Annotated in this window: 15 protein-coding genes and 2 tRNA genes; 5 read left to right on the top strand and 12 right to left on the bottom strand. The window is 72.5% G+C overall.

What is annotated here, in order from left to right; translation table 11 throughout:
- Positions 1 to 15: 15 nt before the first annotated feature.
- Positions 16 to 1,434, bottom strand: a complete 1,419-nt coding sequence (gene leuC / locus ACQP00_RS07310) for a 3-isopropylmalate dehydratase large subunit (RefSeq protein WP_433216199.1) — start codon at positions 1,432 to 1,434, stop codon at positions 16 to 18.
- A gap of 49 nt (positions 1,435 to 1,483) precedes the next feature.
- Between leuC and ACQP00_RS07305 the strand changes: the two genes are divergently transcribed.
- Together ACQP00_RS07305 and ACQP00_RS07300 are read left to right on the top strand one after the other, a co-directional pair.
- A complete protein-coding gene (locus ACQP00_RS07305; protein WP_223101757.1) occupies positions 1,484 to 2,170 on the top strand; it encodes an IclR family transcriptional regulator in 687 nt (228 codons plus the stop codon).
- A 623-nt stretch (positions 2,171 to 2,793) separates the two neighbouring features.
- Positions 2,794 to 3,069, top strand: a complete 276-nt coding sequence (locus ACQP00_RS07300; protein ID WP_433216196.1) for a hypothetical protein — start codon at positions 2,794 to 2,796, stop codon at positions 3,067 to 3,069.
- Between the two features lie 240 nt (positions 3,070 to 3,309).
- Here the strand turns inward: ACQP00_RS07300 and ACQP00_RS07295 are convergent.
- The 6 genes from ACQP00_RS07295 to ACQP00_RS07270 form a co-directional block, all read right to left on the bottom strand.
- A tRNA-Glu gene (locus tag ACQP00_RS07295) sits at positions 3,310 to 3,382 on the bottom strand.
- 64 nt (positions 3,383 to 3,446) lie between these two features.
- Positions 3,447 to 3,518 (bottom strand) — tRNA-Gln (locus ACQP00_RS07290).
- Positions 3,519 to 3,592: 74 nt separating this feature from the next.
- The gene (locus ACQP00_RS07285) at positions 3,593 to 4,381 is read right to left on the bottom strand and encodes a fumarylacetoacetate hydrolase family protein (protein ID WP_433216193.1); all 789 of its coding nucleotides are present in this window, start codon (positions 4,379 to 4,381) and stop codon (positions 3,593 to 3,595) included.
- 311 nt (positions 4,382 to 4,692) lie between these two features.
- On the bottom strand, positions 4,693 to 5,931 hold the full coding sequence (locus ACQP00_RS07280) for an FAD-binding protein (RefSeq protein WP_433216190.1): 1,239 nt from the start codon (positions 5,929 to 5,931) through the stop codon (positions 4,693 to 4,695).
- Between the two features lie 560 nt (positions 5,932 to 6,491).
- A complete protein-coding gene (locus tag ACQP00_RS07275; protein ID WP_433216187.1) occupies positions 6,492 to 7,049 on the bottom strand; it encodes a DUF305 domain-containing protein in 558 nt (185 codons plus the stop codon).
- Positions 7,050 to 7,117: 68 nt separating this feature from the next.
- Positions 7,118 to 7,876 carry a lytic polysaccharide monooxygenase gene (locus ACQP00_RS07270; protein ID WP_433216184.1) on the bottom strand — a complete coding sequence of 253 codons (759 nt, stop codon included), beginning with the start codon at positions 7,874 to 7,876 and terminating at the stop codon, positions 7,118 to 7,120.
- Between the two features lie 239 nt (positions 7,877 to 8,115).
- Here ACQP00_RS07270 and ACQP00_RS07265 point away from each other — a divergent pair, with 239 nt between their 5' ends.
- Together ACQP00_RS07265 and ACQP00_RS07260 are read left to right on the top strand one after the other, a co-directional pair.
- Entirely contained in the window at positions 8,116 to 8,937 is an 822-nt protein-coding gene (locus ACQP00_RS07265) for an alpha/beta fold hydrolase (protein ID WP_433216181.1), read from the top strand.
- Between the two features lie 225 nt (positions 8,938 to 9,162).
- Complete coding sequence (locus tag ACQP00_RS07260; RefSeq protein ID WP_433216178.1) at positions 9,163 to 10,116, top strand: FAD-dependent oxidoreductase; 954 nt, start codon at positions 9,163 to 9,165, stop codon at positions 10,114 to 10,116.
- Positions 10,117 to 10,122: 6 nt separating this feature from the next.
- Here ACQP00_RS07260 and ACQP00_RS07255 read toward each other — a convergent pair whose 3' ends face one another.
- The 4 genes from ACQP00_RS07255 to ACQP00_RS07240 all read right to left on the bottom strand — a co-directional run bounded on the left by ACQP00_RS07255 (position 10,123) and on the right by ACQP00_RS07240 (position 13,513).
- The gene (locus tag ACQP00_RS07255; protein ID WP_433216175.1) at positions 10,123 to 10,929 is read right to left on the bottom strand and encodes an ABC transporter permease subunit; all 807 of its coding nucleotides are present in this window, start codon (positions 10,927 to 10,929) and stop codon (positions 10,123 to 10,125) included.
- On the bottom strand, positions 10,926 to 11,846 hold the full coding sequence (locus ACQP00_RS07250; RefSeq protein WP_433216172.1) for an ABC transporter ATP-binding protein: 921 nt from the start codon (positions 11,844 to 11,846) through the stop codon (positions 10,926 to 10,928). The genes ACQP00_RS07255 and ACQP00_RS07250 overlap by 4 nt, the downstream gene beginning before the upstream one ends.
- A gap of 174 nt (positions 11,847 to 12,020) precedes the next feature.
- Positions 12,021 to 12,437 (bottom strand): hypothetical protein, encoded by a 417-nt coding sequence (locus ACQP00_RS07245; RefSeq protein ID WP_433216169.1) that lies wholly within the window; start codon positions 12,435 to 12,437, stop codon positions 12,021 to 12,023.
- A 248-nt stretch (positions 12,438 to 12,685) separates the two neighbouring features.
- Positions 12,686 to 13,513, bottom strand: coding sequence for a 3-methyladenine DNA glycosylase (locus tag ACQP00_RS07240; protein WP_433216166.1), 828 nt, complete (start codon positions 13,511 to 13,513; stop codon positions 12,686 to 12,688).
- A 33-nt stretch (positions 13,514 to 13,546) separates the two neighbouring features.
- On the opposite strand from ACQP00_RS07240, the gene ACQP00_RS07235 reads away from it, so the two are divergent.
- A complete protein-coding gene (locus tag ACQP00_RS07235; RefSeq protein ID WP_433216163.1) occupies positions 13,547 to 14,884 on the top strand; it encodes a gluconolaconase in 1,338 nt (445 codons plus the stop codon).
- Positions 14,885 to 15,034: 150 nt separating this feature from the next.
- Here the strand turns inward: ACQP00_RS07235 and ACQP00_RS07230 are convergent, their stop codons facing one another.
- Positions 15,035 to 17,452 carry a glycogen debranching N-terminal domain-containing protein gene (locus ACQP00_RS07230; RefSeq protein ID WP_433216160.1) on the bottom strand — a complete coding sequence of 806 codons (2,418 nt, stop codon included), beginning with the start codon at positions 17,450 to 17,452 and terminating at the stop codon, positions 15,035 to 15,037.

Below are 17,452 nucleotides of genomic sequence, written 5' to 3'. Positions count from 1 at the left end.
GTGTCCGTGTCCCTTTTAGTTCAGGTCGGCAGGGGCGGCGAGATGACCGGCGACGGCGGTCGCCGCGGCCACCGGAGGCGAAACCAGGTGGGTGCGGCCACCGCGGCCCTGGCGGCCCTCGAAGTTGCGGTTGGAAGTCGAGGCGGAGCGCTCGCCGGGCTTCAGTGTGTCGGGATTCATACCCAAACACATGGAGCAGCCCGCGAAGCGCCACTCCGCACCGGCCTCCGTGAAGACCTTGTCGAGGCCCTCCTCCTCCGCGGCCGCGCGCACGGACGCGGAGCCCGGCACCACGAGCATCCGGACGCTCTCGGAGACCCGGCGGCCGCGCAGCACGTCGGCCGCGGCGCGCAGGTCCTCGAGCCGGCCGTTGGTGCAGGAGCCGAGGAACACCACGTCGATCGCGACGTCGCGCAGCGCGGTGCCGGGCGTCAGCGCCATGTACTCCAGCGCCTTCTCCGCCGCGACGCGCTCGGCGTTCTCGGTGAAGTCGTCCGGGCTGGGCACGAAGCCGCCGAGCGGCGCGCCCTGGCCGGGGTTGGTGCCCCAGGTGACGAACGGGGTCAGCTGGGAGATGTCCAGCGTCACCTCGGTGTCGAACTTGGCGCCGTCGTCGGTGCGCAGGCTCGCCCAGTACTCCTTGGCCCGGTCCCAGTCGGCACCCTTCGGCGCGTACTCGCGGCCCTCGATGTAGGCGAACGTCGTCTCGTCCGGCGCGATCATGCCGGCCTTGGCGCCCCACTCGATGGACATGTTGGAGATGGTCATCCGACCCTCCATGGACAGCTTCTCGATCGCGGGGCCGCGGTACTCCACCACGTGCCCGCGCCCGCCGCCCGTGCCGACCTGGCTGATGAGCGCCAGCACCAGGTCCTTGGCGGTCACGCCGGGGCCGAGCTCGCCGACCACGTTGACCGCCATGGTGCGCGGACGCGCCTGCGACAGCGTCTGGGTGGCGAGCACGTGCTCGACCTCGGAGGTACCGATGCCGAACGCGAGGGCGCCGAACGCGCCGTGCGTGGAGGTGTGCGAGTCGCCGCACACGATGGTCATGCCGGGCTGGGACAGGCCCAGCTGCGGTCCCATCACGTGGACCACACCCTGCTGGGCGTCGCCCAGCGAGTGCACGCGGATGCCGAACTCCTCGGTGTTGCGCCGCAGCGTCTCGATCTGCGTGCGCGAAACCGGGTCGCTGATGGTCAGCAGGTTGTCGGTCGGCGTGTTGTGGTCCTCGGTCGCGATGGTCAGCTCGGGCCGGCGTACCGGGCGCCCGGACATGCGCAGGCCGTCGAACGCCTGCGGGCTGGTGACCTCGTGCACGAGATGCAGGTCGATGTAGAGCAGGTCCGGCTCGCCGGCGGCGGACCGCACGACGTGCGCATCCCACACCTTCTCCGCCAGCGTTCGCGGCTGTTGTTGGGCTTCTCCCACCATCTGGACATCCTAAAATTTGGGAGGTATGTTTCGGTCTGTGGGACACAGTATGAGCGGTGTCGGCGTGCTCGACAAGGCGGTCGTCATCCTCGCCGCCTGCGTCGACGGCGCCAGCCTGGCGGAATTGGTGGAGCGGACGAAGCTTCCGCGCGCCACCGCGCACCGTCTGGCACAGGCATTGGAGATCCACCGCTTGCTGGTCCGCGACGCCCAGGGACGCTGGCGGCCGGGCCCGCGCCTCGGGGAACTCGCCAACGCCGCCCCCGACGTCCTGCTGACCGCCGCGGAGCCGATGCTGACCGCCCTGCGCGACGCGACGGGTGAGAGCGCGCAGTTGTACCTCCGCCGCGCCGACGAGCGCCTGTGCGTGGCCGCGGCCGAGCGCGCCAGCGGTCTGCGCGACACCGTGCCGATCGGCGCCGTGCTGCCGATGACGGCCGGCTCGGCCGCGCAGGTCCTCCTCGCCTGGGAGCCGCCGGAGGCTGTGATGCCGCTCCTGCCGCGGTGCAAGTTCACCGGGCGCACCCTCGCGGAGGTCCGGCGGCGGGGCTGGGCCCAGAGCGTGGCCGAGCGCGAGCCGGGTGTGGCGAGCGTGTCCGCGCCGATCCGGGACCGGACGGGGCGGGTCATCGCGGCGATCAGCGTTTCCGGCCCCATAGAGCGTCTGGGGCGGCGACCGGGCGACCGGCACGCGATGGCCGTGGTGCGCGCGGGACAGCGGCTGTCGGGGCTCTAGAGGCCACAGGCACGGCGATCGGCTCGGCATTGCTGCCGGGCCGATGCTGCGTTTGCGGCGGCACCCACCCCGCCGCGGCCGCCTGCTCACCCGCGCGGACGTGGCGCGCCCCGGCTACGACGGCGGCGGCTGCGCGCGGGCGCGGCATGCGCCGGCACCCGGCACGCGGAGGCGCGGCATGCGCGGGCACCGGCGGCACGCCCGGCTTCGACAGCGCCGGCTACGCGCCGGCACTCGGCACGCGCCGGGCCCCCGGCACGCGCGGGCGCGGCACGCTCGGGCGCGGCGGGCGCGGGCGCGGCGGGCGCGGGCGCGGCGGGCGCGGGCGCGGCGGGCGCGGGCGCGGCGGGCGCGGGCGCGGCGGGCGCGGGCGCGGCGGGCGCGGGCGCGGCGGGCGCGGGCGCGGCGGGCGCGGGCACCTACAAGCGTGGGTACCCGGCACGCGCGGGCATTCGGCCGGATCAGGCCCATGGGGCGCTCGGTCTCAGGGTTGCGCGCCGCGCGGACGCGCATACCATCGGCGGGGCGTGCCGTGCGGAGTTTTCCGGTGTACCGCCGCGGCGCGTCTTGCATCGGCGAATCCGGGGCGCGGTCCCGGAGCGCATCAGCTGGAAGGAACGCCAGTGCCCGATTCGACCACCCCAGCGAGCCCCGAGCCGGACGGCTCGGCGGGCCTCCACGCCTCCCCCTCGTCCGGCACGCCGTCGTCCCCGCCGAGCTCAGGCGGCCCTGGCGGCCCGGACGCGCCCGACTCCCCCACCACGCCGCAGGACCCTCAGCTTCCGCCTCCGGCCCCGGCTCCGACGTCGGGCGGCACCGGCCGCGGCGGCTGCATGTCGCTGATCGTCGCCCTCGTCGTGTTCATCGCGGCGATCCTGGGCATCGCCACGCAGCTGTAGCCGCATCCGGGACGCGACCGCGCGCTGCCTCGGCCGGCTATCCGCCGCGGCAGCGCTCCGGCCGCGGGCCCTCCATGGATGCGCAACATCGGTGCCCCGGCCCGCTGCTCAGGCTCTGATCCGGACGAAAGCGTCGAATCCCCGCAGGCCGCCGCGTCGGGCGGACGGGCTCGATCGAGCCCGGAAACGCAAACAGCCGCTGCGAGGTCTGGCGCCTCGAAGCGGCTGGCACATGCGCTGTAGCCCCGACCGGATTCGAACCGGCGCTACCGCCTTGAGAGGGCGGCGTCCTGGGCCGCTAGACGACGGGGCCCCAGTACTTGCCTTGCGTGCTGACGTGCGGTGGAACACTACAGCACCGCGATCTTGCTGCGGTGCTGGGGTACCAGGACTCGAACCTAGACTAACTGAGCCAGAATCAGTCGGGCTGCCAATTACCCCATACCCCATTGGCGCTTACCGCGCCGAAAGAGAACTTTACCGGAGGTCCCCTCCCTAGCCAAATCGGTTGTCGCCAACACGCCTATTCCAAGGTCAGAACCTTGTTGGCGAGCGCGCCGACTCCCTCGATCGAGACCACGACCTCGTCGCCGTGGGCCATCGGGGACACGCCGGCCGGGGTGCCGGTCAGGATCACGTCACCGGGCAGCAGCGTCATCACATGTGACACATACGACACGAGGGTCGGCACGTCGAACACCATGTCCTTGGTCCGGCCGAGCTGGCGGACCTCCTCGTTGACCTCGCAGCGCACCTCGACGTCGCTGACGTCCACGCCGGTCACGATCCACGGCCCGATCGGGCAGAACGAGTCGAAGCCCTTGGCCCGGGTGAACTGGACGTCCTTGCGCTGCAGGTCGCGCGCGGTCACGTCATTCGCGCAGGTGTACCCGAAGATCGCCGCCGCCGCGCCCGCGCGATCCACGCGCCGTGCGCCGGTGACGCCGATGACGACGGCCAGCTCGGCCTCGTGCTCGACCTGCTGCGACTGCGGCGGGATCCGGATCGCGTCGTTGGGGCCGATCACGGACGTGGAGGGCTTGAGAAAGAGCAGCGGCTCCTTCGGGACGTCGTTGCCGAGCTCGGCCGCGTGGTCGGCGTAGTTCCGCCCGACGCACACCACCTTGCTGGGCAGAATGGGCGAGAGCAGCCGCACGTCGGCGACGGCCCAGCGCTGGCCGGTGAAGCGGAGTTCCCCGAAGGGGTGACCGTCGATCTCGGCGACGGTGAGCCCGGCCAGGCCGGCCGACGGCTCACCCTCCACGACCCCGAACGACATGCCACTGCTGTGGGCGAAACGAGCGATACGCACGGAACGAAATCTACCCCCCGCTCCCGCGCCGCCTCCACGAACGCGTTCCGCCTCGCCTCGGCCGCGCCCGCGCCCGCGCCCGCTACAGCGCGAACACGTAACGCACCGCCTTGGCCGCGCCCGCGCGCACTACACCGCGAACACGTACGCACGCCTTAACCGCGCCGGCGCGTGCTACGCCGCGAACACGTGGCGCACCACCTGGGCTGTGCCCGCGCGCTACGCCCCGAACACGTAACGCACCGCCTTAGCCACGTCCGCGCGCGCTACGCCGCGAACACGTGGCGCACCGCCTCGGCCGCGCCCGCGCGCTACGCCGCGAACACGTGGCGCTCGACGAAGGCGTTGCGGAAGGTTCCCGCCGGGTCCAGCCGTGCGGCGAGCGCGGCGAAGTCGCCCCCGCGCGGATACCCGGGAGCGCTGCGGAACACCTTGCCCCAGTGCGGGCGCGGCGCGAACGGCGCGAGGACCTCCTCCAGCGCGTCAACCGCCCGAAGAACAAGATCATCATTTGGTACCCACGTGAAGTGCAGCGCCACACTGTCGCGCTCGTAGTGCGGGCTGAGCCACAGCCGGTCCGCCGCGATCGTCCGGACCTCGGAGATCTGCAGCGCCGGCACGACGACGTCGCGGACCCGCTCAACGGCCGCGAACGCCGCAACCGCGTCCGCGCGCGCCACGAAGTACTCCGTCTGCAGCTCCTCGCCGCTGCTCGGCGTGAACTCGAGCTTGAAGTGGGGCAGCCGCTCGTGCCAGGGCCCAGGTACGCCGCCCTGCTCGGTGCAGTGCTCCGGCGACATGACGGCGATCGGGTGCCGCTTCCCGCTCGCCGGCACCGCCCCGAACAGCTCCGCGGGCGCGGCCGCGTCCTCGTCGCGCCGCTTGATCCACACCTGGTCGACGGTGTCGCCGTGCCAGCCGGTGAACAGGCTGACGCTGTACCCCGCCGCCGCGATCTCCTTCCAGTGCGCATCGAGCTCCGCGCGCGGGAGCCGCTCGTAGACGTGCTGGCTGACCCGGTACGAGGGCTCGATGTCCAGCGCCACCCGCACCACGATGCCGAGCGCCCCGAGGGCCACCACGGCGCCGTCGAAGTCCGCGTCCCCGCGACGCAGCGAGACGAGCTCGCCCCCGCCGGACACGATGTCCACGGCGGAGATCGCGGTGGCGAGATTGCCGAGCCCGACTCCCGACCCGTGCGTCCCGGTCGCGACCGCGCCCGCGACGGAGATGTGCGGTAGCGACCCGAGGTTGTGCAGCGCGTACCCCTCGGCGTCCAGCCGGCGCGCCAGCTCCCCGTAGCGCACCCCGCCCGCGACGCTGACCGTCCGCGCGTCACCGTCGATCCGGATGTCCGCGGGCAGCCCGGCCACGCTGACGAGATCGGCGGGCGTGTCCGCGATCGCGTTGAACGAGTGCCCGGTCCCGAGCGCGCGGACGCGTTCCGCGCCGGCCACGACCTCCTGCACCTGCTCGACGCTGCTCGGGCGATGCACCCGGGCCGCGCCGAACTCGATGTTCCCCGCCCAGTTGCGCAACCGCTCGCCCATCTGCCGCCTCCCAGCCTCACGAGCCCGGTACTGCCCGCCACGGTAGCGACCCAGCCTTCCCCGCGCCTCCGCGCGTCGCACCAGACCCGCCGACGCCTCGAGCCCGCGATTGGACGCGCCAGGCGGCATGCCGCTCCAGGGCAGGGCAGCGACCACGTCCAAAGCGGGGCCTCGCAGGGTGCCACGTCCAGGGGCAAGGGCCGGGCCGGGTGCCACGAGTCCACGGGTAAGGGCCGAGCAGGGCTCCACTTCCATGGCAGGGGCCGGGCCGTGTCTGGGGCAGGACTGGTCAGAGGGCGCCTCGGGCCACCTGACCATGCCGCGTCAGTCGGCATCCTGAGTCCGTGGCCATGCCGCGTCAGTTGGCATCCCGAGTCCGCGGCCAGGCGGCGCCAGGCGGCGCCTTCCTCGGCCATGCCGCCGTTCTCGCCTTCAGAGCCAGGGCGTGGCCGCCCATCGCCCTGTTGGACCGCCCTGACAGAAGGCTGACCCGCGCCTACGGGAGCGCGCGGGAAGCAGGCCGTCCCGCGTCGGTGGGCAGCGCGCGGACGCGTGGCGGATCAGGCGGGCGGATTGAGGAACCGCAGCATCTGCTGGATCTCGGCGGTCCGCGACTCGTCGATGCGCTTGGCCAGGTCGAGGGCCCCCGGGTTGACGCCCGTACCCGTCTCCATCCGTGCGATCTCGATCGCGTTGTGCTGGTGGGCGATCAGCAGGTTGAGGAACTTGGTCTCGAAGTCGCGCCCGGAGGCGGCCTGCAGCGCCTTGAGGTCGTCCGGGTTGGTGCCGTGCGCGCCGCCGTGACCGGCGTGCGCGGATGCGTCGGCGGCCGGGGGCTGGCCCCACGTGTCGAGCCAGACCTGCATGGTCTTGAGCTCGTCGGTCTCGGTGACGTCGATCGCGGCCGCGAGGGTGCGGACGTCCTCGCGCTCGGCCTTGGACCGGGCCAGGCGCACCATCTCCAGGGCCTGGCCGTGGTGGGCGACCATCATCTGGCTGAACATGACGTCGGTGTCGTTGAAGACGCGATGCTCGGTGCCTGCGGGGGCGGGCTGGGCCGGGGCGGCGGCGCAGCCCGCCAGCAGGAACGCCGCGAGCACAAGCGCGATGCGTTTCATGGATCTCCCTGCGCGGGGGCGGCGCCCCGGTGGGACGGGACGCCGCCTTTCTCAGCGGTACCGGACGGTCAGACGCGCTGCCACAGGGCCGGGACGTTGGGCGGCTCCCAGCCGGCGATCGCGGTGTGCGCCTGGCGGCACTGGTACGTCACGCCGTTGTAGGTGACGCGGTCGCCGACCTTGTACGCGGTGCCGGCGGCCCAGGTGGTCGTGCCCGACGGCGGCGGCGTGGTCGGGCTGGTGGTCGGGGTCGGGCTCGGACGCGTCGGCGTCGGCGACGGCTGCGTGGGCGTCGGCGTCGGGTTTCCGCCGCCGGTGCCGACCTGCAGGTCGACGCACGAGTAGAACGCGTTGCCGGTGTCGGCGATGTTCCACCGGGCCAGCACCAGGATGCGCCCGGTGCGGCCGCCCAGGTTGACCGTGTGGGAGGCGGTCGCGTCGGGCTGACGGCCTCCGCCGTCGATGTTGGCGATGCGGGTGCCGCCCACGAAGTACTCGAAGTTCGACGTGGCGTGGCGGGCGGTGAACACCCAGTTGAAGGTGACGGTGTTGCCGACCGACGTGGCCGGCCAACCCTTGTTCGGGTCGTCGAGCTGCGAGAAGCGGCTGTTGCCGCCGCTGCAGAGCATCGAGCCCTTGGGCGCCTCGACACTCTGCGGCTCGTAGACGATCTCGCCGCAGTTGGCCACGCGGCCCTGGGCGCACATCGCCTGACGACTCGGTGGCGAGGAGATGTACCCGTGCGCGGACGCGGAAGACGCCGTGCCCACGAGGGCGGCGGCCGTGGCGGCCAGCGTGAGGGGTACCGCAGCGATCGCTTTACGCATCCAATCGCTCCTTCCAGCGGTGGGGGTGGATGCCGCTCAATGTAAAGGAAGCATTGTTAACAGTAAATAACCTTTATGAATATCGGTCAATGGAGCGCTCTCACTTGAGGTAGGGTTCAGCGCTCCTTAAGGCGGCCCCGCGCGGGCCCCACCCCGACGGGTGAGATTGCTTCCGCGCATCGCGGTCAGAGCGGGTGACGAGCCCGCCCGGCTCGCACCCGGACCCGCGAGGAGACGTCATGCCCTTCATCACCACGTCCGACGGCGCCCAGATCTTCTACAAGGACTGGGGCTCGGGCCGTCCCGTCGTGTTCAGCCACGGCTGGCCGCTCAACGCCGACGCCTGGGACAACCAGATGATGCTGCTCGCATCGCGGGGCTACCGCGCGGTCGCGCACGATCGCCGCGGGCACGGCCGATCCACGCAGACGTGGCAGGGCAACGACATGGACACCTACGCCGACGATCTCGCGGAGCTGATGGACCAGCTCGGGCTCACCGACGCGGTCGTGATCGGCCACTCCACCGGGGGTGGTGAGGTCACGCGGTACCTCGGGCGGCACGGCACGTCGCGCGTCTCCAAGGCGGTGCTGGTGGGCGCGATCCCGCCGCTGATGCTCAAGACCGAGGCCAACCCCGAGGGCACCCCGCGCTCCGTGTTCGACGAGATGCGCGCGACGATGGCCGCCGACCGCGCGCAGTTCTACCGCGACCTGAGCGCACCGTTCTACGGCGCCAACCGGCCCGGCAGCAAGATCTCCGACGGCCTGCGCGAGCAGTTCTGGCGGCTGAGCATGCAGGTGGGGCTCAAGGCGGCGTACGACTGCATCCGCGTGTTCTCCGAGACCGACTTCACCGAGGACCTGCAGCGCATCGACATCCCGGTGTTCGTGGCCCAGGGCGACGACGACCAGATCGTCCCCATCCAGGCGGCGTCGCTCAAGTCCGTGCGGCTGCTCAAGAACGCGAGCCTGAAGGTGTACCCGGGGGCGCCGCACGGCATCAGCGGCGACTACGAGGCGGCGTTCAACGCCGACCTCCTCGCGTTCATCCAGGACTGAGCTCGGATCGCCGGACCGAGCGCGGGACGCCGGCTGGACGATCCGCTGGTGCGCGGCCGCACGCGTGAGGTGCGGCGCCGCGAGGCGTCACGGCCGCCGGCGATCCACCGTCTCCGGTGGCCGCGACGTCGCTCCCGCCGGCCTGACCGTCGCTGCGCTGCGCACCGTCGCGCGGGAGCGGGCGAGACATCGACAAGCAGGCCGAGCACTGGTTGCCTGAAGGCCATGGATGACGTGATCGTGCTCGGCGCCGGCGTTGTCGGGCTGGCGTGCGCGGTACGGCTGCTCGAGGCCGGCGCGCGGGTGCGGGTCGTCTCGGCCGAGGAACCCGGAAGCTCGGTGTCCCGGCTGGCGGCGGCGGTGTGGTACCCGACGCACACCGACGCCGACGCACGGGTGCTGACGTGGGCTCACCGGACGTACGACGAGATGATGAGCCAGGCCGGGAACGGTGTGCCGGGTGTGGCGCCCCGCCCCACCCGGATGGTGGTGCGCCGCGGCGTGACCGAGACGCCGTGGTGGGCCGCCGCCGTGCCCGACTTCTCGGCGCGTCCGGGCGGCCCCGGCTCCGCTCCGGACGCTGGCGAGTGGCGGTTCACCGTGCCGTCGGCCGAGATGGAGACGTACCTGCCCTGGCTCGCCGAACGCGCCCGCGCCCTCGGCGGCCGGTTCGCGCTCGGACGCGTCGAGCACCTCGCCGACCTGGACGGCCAGGCCGGCACGGTGGTCAACGCGACCGGACTCGCCGCCCGCATCCTCGCCGACGACGCGACGGTGTTCCCGGCCCGGGGACAGATCGTGATCGTGGCCAACCCGGGCTTGGACACGTCGGTACGGGACGAGGAGCACCCGGACGGCATGACGTACGTCCACCCGCGCTCACGCGACGTCGTGCTCGGCGGCACCTTTCAGCCCGGGGACTGGAACGAGCTCCCCGACCCGGCCACGACGGCGGCCATTCTGCGCCGCTGCGCGGACCTGGTGCCCGAACTCGCCGGCGCACGGCCGCTGCGGGAGGCGGCCGGCCTGCGTGCCGCGCGGGAGGGCGGGCCGCGGCTCGAGGCGGACCCCGAGCCGCTCCCGCGCGGCACCCGCGTCGTGCACTGCTACGGCCACGGCGGGGCCGGCGTCACGCTGTCCTGGGGCTGCGCCGACGAGGTCACCCGCCTCGTGCGGTAGCGCGGCTCAGGCGTCGCGGGTCTTGAACAGGAACGCCGCGACGGCCAGCAGCAGCACCGTCCACCCCGAGAAGACCGCGTACCCCTCCCACGGCGACAGCAGCGAGTCCGCCGGCACCGCCTGCTCGAAGACCAGCTGCCCGGCGTTGGTCGGCATCCACGCGTTGACGTGCGCGCCCCAGCGGCCCGGCAGCAGCGACGTCAGCTGGGACACGATGAGGATCAGGCCGAGCACGGCCGTGATGGCGCCGGCGGTGTGCCGGATGATCGCGCCCAGGGCGAGCGAGAAGAGCCCGAGCATCGCCGTGTACAGCCCGGCCCCGATCACGGCGCGCGTGACGCCCGGGTCGCCGAGGGAGACCGCGACGTGCGAGGACAGGATCACCTTGCCCGCGAAGAACGCCCCGAACGACAGCACCTCGCCGACGCCCAGCATCAGCGCGGCGAAGACCAGCACCTTCGCGGCGAGCACGGTCAGACGGCGCGGTTGCGCCTGGAGGGTGGAGCGGATCATGCCGGTCGTGTACTCCGCCGAGATCACCATCACCCCGAGCACCGCGACCACGAGCTGCGCGATGAACAGCGGCTGCGACAGGATCAGATCGAGCGGGTGCTCGGCCAGGTAGCTCTGGCTGCCGGGGCCGGCCGTGTCCCACTGGCGCATCACCGCCCACGCGATGATCGACATTAGCCCGATCGCGATGCCCGCCATGGCCACCAGCGACCACACGGTCGAACGCACGGTGCGCAGCTTCGTCCACTCCGAGCGGAGCATGCCGGACAGTCCGGCGCGTGGCAGTACAAGATCGGTCATCGCTTCTCCCCCGGCACGGCCGCGTGGTACTCCACGCTGTCCTTGGTCAGTTCCATGAACGCCTGCTCCAGCGACGCCTGGAGCGGGGCGAGTTCGTGCAGCCGGACGCCGCCGTCGAAGGCGAGGTCGCCCACGCGCGGGAGCGACAGTTCGGTGATCAGCAGGGCACCGTCGGGCTCGGGCGCGACCTTGCCGCCCGCGGCGGTGACGAGCTCGGCGAGCCTTCCGGGTTCGGGCGTCCGCGCGCGTACCGCGAGCGCCGAGTTCCGGTCGATGAACTCCCGCACCGTGCAGTCCGCGATGAGCCGGCCGCGGCCGATCACGAGCAGGTGGTCCGCGGTGTGCTCCATCTCGGACATGAGGTGGCTGGAGACGAGCACCGTGCGGCCCTCGGACGCGAGGGAGCGCATCAGGTTGCGGATCCACAGGATGCCCTCGGGGTCGAGGCCGTTGACCGGCTCGTCGAACATGAGCACCTTCGGGTCGCCGAGCAGGGCGGTGGCGATGCCGAGGCGCTGCCCCATGCCGAGCGAGAAGCCCTTCGAGCGCTTCCGCGCGACGCCCGTGAGCCCGACCATCTCGAGCACCTCGCCGACCCGCCGTCGCGGCAGGTTGTTGCTCTGGGCCAGGCACAGCAGGTGGTTGTACGCGCTGCGCCCGCCGTGGATGGCCTTGGCGTCCAGCAGCGCACCGACTTCACGCATCGGGCTGTGCAGGGCGGCGAACGCGCGTCCGTTGATCGTGACGGTGCCCTCGGTCGGCGCGTCCAGGCCCAGAATCATGCGCATCGTGGTCGACTTGCCGGCTCCGTTCGGGCCGAGAAAGCCCGTGACCTGCCCGGGCCGGACCGTGAACGACAGCCGGTCGACGGCTACGCGCTCGCCGTACCGCTTCGTGAGGCCGACAGCCTCGATCATGATGTGTCCCCTCCGCTGCGACTGGCTCGGGCGCGTCCGCGCGGTCGCGCCGTCCAGGCAGGACGACCGGCGCCGACGCGGCGTGCGAGCCGAGGCGCCCCCGTGCGGACGCGCCGTCGCAGCGAAGGTAAGGCGATGTTGCTGTGGCGAGGCTAAGAGGAGCTGTGACGCCCCTCAGCCACGGGTGTACGTCAGGTCGAAGTCCTTGGTCCACTTGAGGCCGTCCTTGGACATCTCCCAGTACGCGTCGATGCGCTTGCCGTCCTGGGCGATCGCGGCGGTGAAGCGCTGGTTGAAGCCCTCGGCCGCGCGCCAGATGCGCCACGTGCCGCCGTCGACGTCCATGCCGTACACGCGCAGGACGCCGCGCCGGTCGGAGTACAGCATGGTGAAGGTCTTGCTGCCGTCGTCGAAGCCGATCACGGACGTCGTCGGAAAGGGCGAGTTGTCGATCCATTCACGGGGCACGTCCTCGCCGGGCGGGTCCGCGTCCGCGCGCTGGACGAGGAACTCCCCGTCGTCGGCCCACGCGAAGCTCGCCCAGCCGCGCATCGTGACCTTGCCGTTCACGGTGGCGACGGTGTCCCACATGCCGAGCAGGGATCCTAAACGCCGCCGTACCTCGCTCATCGCCACTCCCCGGAGAGTTCCCGCCAGAACATGAACCCGACTTATACACCAGGCGGGCACCCGCGGGTTCCTCCCGGCGGTCAGTCGGCGACGGCCTCCAGGAGCGCCTCGCACTCGGCGATCAGGCGCTCGCGGAGCGGCGCGGCGCGCTCGGCGAAGGTGCGCTCGGCCTCGATGTTGCGGGCCCGGCCGTCGGGGGTCTCGATCGGTCAGTCGGCGACGGCCTCCAGGAGCGCCTCGCACTCGGCGATCAGGCGCTCGCGGAGCGGCGCGGCACGCTCGGCGAAGGTGCGCTGGGCCTCGATGTAGCGGGCCCGGCCGTCGGGGGTCTCGATGCGCACCGGGTCGTAGCCGAGATCGGCCAGGTCGTACGGCGAGGCGCGCATGTCGAGCGTCCGCACGTCGCGGGCGAGCTCGAAGCAGTCGGCGATCAGCTCGGCGGGCACGAGCGGTGACAGCTTGTACGCGTGCTTGTACAAGTCCATGTTCGCGTGCAGGCAGCCCGGCTGTTCGTTGGCCGCCTGGGTCTCCCGGGTCGGCTGCAGCAGGTTCAGCGGCCGCGCGAGCGCGGTGTAGAACCGGAACGCGTCGAAGTGGCTGCACCGGATCCGGCTCGCCTGGACGACGGCGTCGGTGCCGGCCGGGCCCAGGCGCAGTGGCCAGGCGTTGTGGCGCAGCTCGTCCTGCGTCTGCCGGTACACCATGGCCCACTCGTGCAACCCGAAGCACCCCAGGTGCGGCGTCCGCCCGGCAGTCGCCACGAGCAGGTCGCGGATCCACGCGATCGCGTCCGCGCGGCGGGCCGGCACCGTCGCCGCCTCCGCGCCCGAGCCGTCCAGTTCGACGCCCGCGCCGGGGTGCCAGCGGCGCAGCTGCGCGGGCCGGTACGAGTAATACGTGAACAGAAAGTCCTCGACCGGATGCTTGCGCCCGAGCCGGCGGCGGGCGAGGTGCGGCTGGATCCACGCGTCCACGCGCGCCTCGTGGGCGGCGCGACGGGCCTCCCAGGTCGGCCGGTCGAGAACGGTGAGCTGCACCGTCCAAGCTTACGGAAGGGTAGCGTCGGTGCCATGCGCAAGCTCGCCGCCCTGCTGCTCGCCTGCACGCTGCCCCTCGCCGCCTGCTCGAACGCGCCCGGTGACTCGGCGCAGCCCGCGCCCGCGCGGCCGGGTCCTTCGGGCTCGAACAGTTCCGCCGCCGCCCCGGCCCTCGGTGCGCCGACCCGGGTCAAGGTCGAGGTGCCCTCCGGCCTCGCGGCCGCGCCGTTCAACCAGGACCGGTACCTCCAGCTGCCCGCCGGCTGGACGGCGTCCGTCTACGCGCGGGTGGACAAGGCCCGGTTCATGGCCCTGACGCCGAGCGGCGACCTGCTCGTGTCGCAGCCCGGCGCCGGAAAGGTGCAGCTCGTCCGCGCGGGCGCGGTGTCCGAGTTCGCGACCGGCCTGCGCCAGCCCCACGACATGGTGTTCGCGCCGGTCAACGGGCAGATGTTCCTGTTCGTCGCCGAATCGAACCGCGTCGTGCGGTACCCGTACACCAACGGCGACACGAAGGCGCACGACGGCCAGGTCGTCGTGGACGGGCTGCCCGACACCAGCACGCCCGAGCTGCGCGGCACCTACGCGCACGTGCTCAAGAACATCGCCGTGCGCGGAGACACGCTGTACGTCTCGATCGCCTCCACCTGCAACGCCTGCGTCTCCGACACCGAGAGCGACCCGCAGCGCGCCACGATCTACACGTACGCCGCGAGCGGGAAGAACACGTCGCGGCACCTCCTCGCGCGCGGCATCCGCAACGCCGAGGGCCTCGCCTTCCGGCCCGGCACCGACGAGCTGTGGATCGTGGTCAACAACCGCGACAACACCCTCGTCCCGGACGACCGCGACGTCGACGGCGACGGCAAGTCCGACAAGGGCAAGCGCATGCCCGAGTTCGTCGACGACTACCCGCCGGAGGAGTTCATCAAGGTCCGCGACGGCGGCTTCTACGGCTGGCCGTTCTGCAACCCGAACAGCGACAACGGCCTGCGCAACATGGGCTTCCTGCGCGACTACGAGCTCAACCGCGACGGCTCGAAGGCCGACTGCAGCAAGGCCGACCCGATCGATCTGGGCCTGCCCCCGCACAGCGCACCCCTCGGCCTGACCTTCTTCAACGGCGCGGCGATCGTGCCGCTGCACGGCTCCTGGAACCGCACGAAGCCCGCCGGCTACAAGGTCCTTTACATCCCGTGGACCGCGAACGGCCCGGGCGACCCGGTCGACCTGGCCACCGGCTTCGTGGGCGCCGACGGCAAGTGGTGGGGCCGCCCGGTCGACGCCGCGGTCGACACCGACGGGACGCTCCTCATCAGTGACGACGGCAGCGGTACCGTCCTGCGCCTGACGCCCCCGCGCGCCGGCTGACCCTCTGCTGCCTGCCGCCGCTCACCCCGCCGACGCACGTCCGCCGTAGGCACACCTCGCTCGCTTGGCGCCGCCGCGTGGGCAGGGCTTGGCGCGCGCCGGCGGTGACATCGGTGGGCGGAGACGCGGGTCCCGGCGGGCGCGGGCGCGCTAGGCGGGGCGAGCGATACGGGCCGGACTGCCGTCGGTGTTGTGGAACGTCACGCCGAGTGGTCCATTGTGGACCGTGAGTTGCCCCGCGGCGGTCACGCTCACATCGAGTTCGCCGTCGGCGACTTTGAGGCCACGGATGCGGTACGCGCCGACCGGGGACGGGGTCAGCGGGGCGAACGTGATGCGGCCGCCCGGGACGTCGACGTCCAGGCCGAGCAGCGCGGTCAGGATCGCCGGGGCCACGGCCGCGGCCCAGGCCTGGGGGCGGCACGCGGACGGGTACGGGGTGGGGAGGTCGTCCCCGCCGTACAGCTCCGGCAGCCGGTACTCGAAGCGCTCCGCCGCGTCGAGCAGTGCCGCGATGACCGCTGCCGCCTCCGCGCGGTGGCCGTCACGCGCCAGCCCCAGCAGGGCGATCGCGTTGTCGTGCGGCCAGACGGAGCCGAGATGGTAGGACAGGAAGTCGTAGCCGGCCGAGTTCGGTGACACCGTACGAATGCCGAAGGGCGAACGCAGCCCGGCGAGGCGCACGGCCACGGCAGTGCTCTCCTGCGGGGTGAGCAGTCCGGTTCCGAGCAGGTGTCCCATGTTGGACCCCACCAGGTCGACCCGGACTCCGTCGCCGTCGAGCGCGATCGCCGGGTGCCCGTCGGGGCACCAGAACGCCGCTCGGAAGCGCTCGGCGAGCTGGTCGGCCCATGCTCGATAGCGCTTCGCCTCGTCCAGGTCGGCGTGCGACGGGTCCGCGCCCGCCGCCGCGTCCGTGCGCCGCGACGTCGTGCTGGAACTGCTCACATCCTTGCCGCTTGCCGACTCCGCGAGCCACGCATCCAGGCCGCGCAGTCCCGAGGCCAGATCAGGCGGTCCGGCGGTCAGATCCTGTTCGCCGGCGGATGCGTCGGGTGAGGTGGCGGACGTGTGCTGATGGTTGGCGCGCTCGGGGGCGTTGTCGGCGAGCTGTTCGAGGAGCCAGGCGGCGTCCAGGGCGGCGCGGTAGGCGTACGCCTGGACTTCGCTCAGGGCGATCGGCCCCCGCGCGGGTCGGCCATCGGCGTGCTGGATGGCCTCGTCTGAGTCCTTCCAGCCCTGGTTGGTCAGGCCGGGGCCGTCGGTGTGGTGGGCGAGGAAGCCGTCGTGGGCGGTGAGCCAGGCCAGGGCGCGGCGGACGTTCGGGAGCAGGGAGCGAGCGGTTGCGGCAGGCAAACCCCAGCGGTACGCCTCGGCAACGGTGGTCACGAACAGCGGGGTGGCGTCGATCGTGCCGTAGTAGACCGGGGGGAAGGTGGGGGCCGCGTCCGGGCGCCGGAGTTCGTGGAGGATTCGGCCCGGCTCCTCCTCCGTGGCCGGGTCGTGTTCGGTGCCCTGACGGGCCGCCAGGGCGCGAAGGGTGCCCGCGGCGACGTCGTGGCCCAAGGGAAGGGCCAGGCGGGCGGTCCAGAGTGCGTCGCGGCCGAAGAGGGTCAGGTACCAGGGACTGCCGGCGGCGTAGTAGGCGTCCGCGCCGTCGGTGCGGCGGAGGGCGTCGAGGTCCTGGACGCCGGCGCGGACGAGGGCGTCGAGGCGGCGGTCGTCGGCGGTGACGCGCAGGGTGCTGAAGCGCTTGGGCCTGGCGATCGGTGGGATGTCGGTGCGGGTGAGGCGGACCTCGGCGGACCAACTGCCGCGCGGGGGCACGACCGCCTGCCAGATCAGGGACGCCTCCGCGCCGACCAGGGAGGAACGGGCCGCTTCCGAATCCGCCGGGAGGGGCCGAGCGACCTCTGGGCCGGCCGGAGAAGACTTGGCGACCGGGTTGCCGGCCGACGAAGGCCGGGCAATCTCGGGGTCGGCGATGGGCTGAGCGACGGGCTCGGCACGCGACGGCGTCTGCGCGGTAGCGATGGCAGCCGGCGGATTCGTCTGGATGTGCACCGCCATGCCGTCCGACGACAGCCAATCGATGTTGCCGTGCTTGGCATCACCCCGGTCGGCCGCCGGACCTATGTCGGAGGAGGTGCGAGGCAGGTCCGGGTCGGTCAGGGTCGGCTTGGCGGCGCGGCCGGCGCGGACGTCGCCCAGGGCGGCGAAGTCGGTGGCGGCTCGCACCGTGACCGTGACCGCGATCGGGGTGGCCGAGGCGTTGGACAGCGTGATGGTCTCCGTCCCGCCCGTCGGTTCGGCGAGGCGGCGGCGCTGGACGGTCAGGGTCGGCTCGGGAGCCACCGCTGAGAAGACCGCCGATGACGCGCCCGTGCGGTGGGCGGTCAGGGTGGTCGGTTCGGAGCCGTTGAGGGTCAGGTGCCAGCGTGACAGGAGGCGGCGGTCCTCGACGTACAGGCCGTCGGCGCCGTCGGTCAGGGTGCCCGCCGGGCGGGACAGCCACGTGGCGGGGGCGGCGACGCAGGTGAGGTGGTCGTGGAGGTACGGCTGGGGCAT

It is taken from the genome of Dactylosporangium sp. CS-047395, from assembly GCF_050942185.1.
Lineage (GTDB): Bacteria > Actinomycetota > Actinomycetes > Mycobacteriales > Micromonosporaceae > Dactylosporangium.
Note: the sequence above shows the minus strand (reverse complement) of the source record. Positions and strands in the feature narration are given on the sequence as shown.

What these genes read in the sequence shown, in the direction of transcription:
- ACQP00_RS07305 (WP_223101757.1), top strand. Translation starts at nt 1,484, where the DNA reads ATGAGCGGTGTCGGCGTGCTCGACAAGGCGGTCGTCATCCTCGCCGCC.
- ACQP00_RS07250 (WP_433216172.1), bottom strand. Translation starts at nt 11,846, where the DNA reads ATGATCGAGGCTGTCGGCCTCACGAAGCGGTACGGCGAGCGCGTAGCC.
- ACQP00_RS07245 (WP_433216169.1), bottom strand. Translation starts at nt 12,437, where the DNA reads ATGTGGGACACCGTCGCCACCGTGAACGGCAAGGTCACGATGCGCGGC.
- ACQP00_RS07230 (WP_433216160.1), bottom strand. Translation starts at nt 17,452, where the DNA reads ATGCCCCAGCCGTACCTCCACGACCACCTCACCTGCGTCGCCGCCCCC.
- ACQP00_RS07280 (WP_433216190.1), bottom strand. Translation starts at nt 5,931, where the DNA reads ATGGGCGAGCGGTTGCGCAACTGGGCGGGGAACATCGAGTTCGGCGCG.
- ACQP00_RS07260 (WP_433216178.1), top strand. Translation starts at nt 9,163, where the DNA reads ATGGATGACGTGATCGTGCTCGGCGCCGGCGTTGTCGGGCTGGCGTGC.
- ACQP00_RS07275 (WP_433216187.1), bottom strand. Translation starts at nt 7,049, where the DNA reads ATGAAACGCATCGCGCTTGTGCTCGCGGCGTTCCTGCTGGCGGGCTGC.
- leuC (WP_433216199.1), bottom strand. Translation starts at nt 1,434, where the DNA reads ATGGTGGGAGAAGCCCAACAACAGCCGCGAACGCTGGCGGAGAAGGTG.
- ACQP00_RS07255 (WP_433216175.1), bottom strand. Translation starts at nt 10,929, where the DNA reads ATGACCGATCTTGTACTGCCACGCGCCGGACTGTCCGGCATGCTCCGC.
- ACQP00_RS07265 (WP_433216181.1), top strand. Translation starts at nt 8,116, where the DNA reads ATGCCCTTCATCACCACGTCCGACGGCGCCCAGATCTTCTACAAGGAC.
- ACQP00_RS07235 (WP_433216163.1), top strand. Translation starts at nt 13,547, where the DNA reads ATGCGCAAGCTCGCCGCCCTGCTGCTCGCCTGCACGCTGCCCCTCGCC.
- ACQP00_RS07270 (WP_433216184.1), bottom strand. Translation starts at nt 7,876, where the DNA reads ATGCGTAAAGCGATCGCTGCGGTACCCCTCACGCTGGCCGCCACGGCC.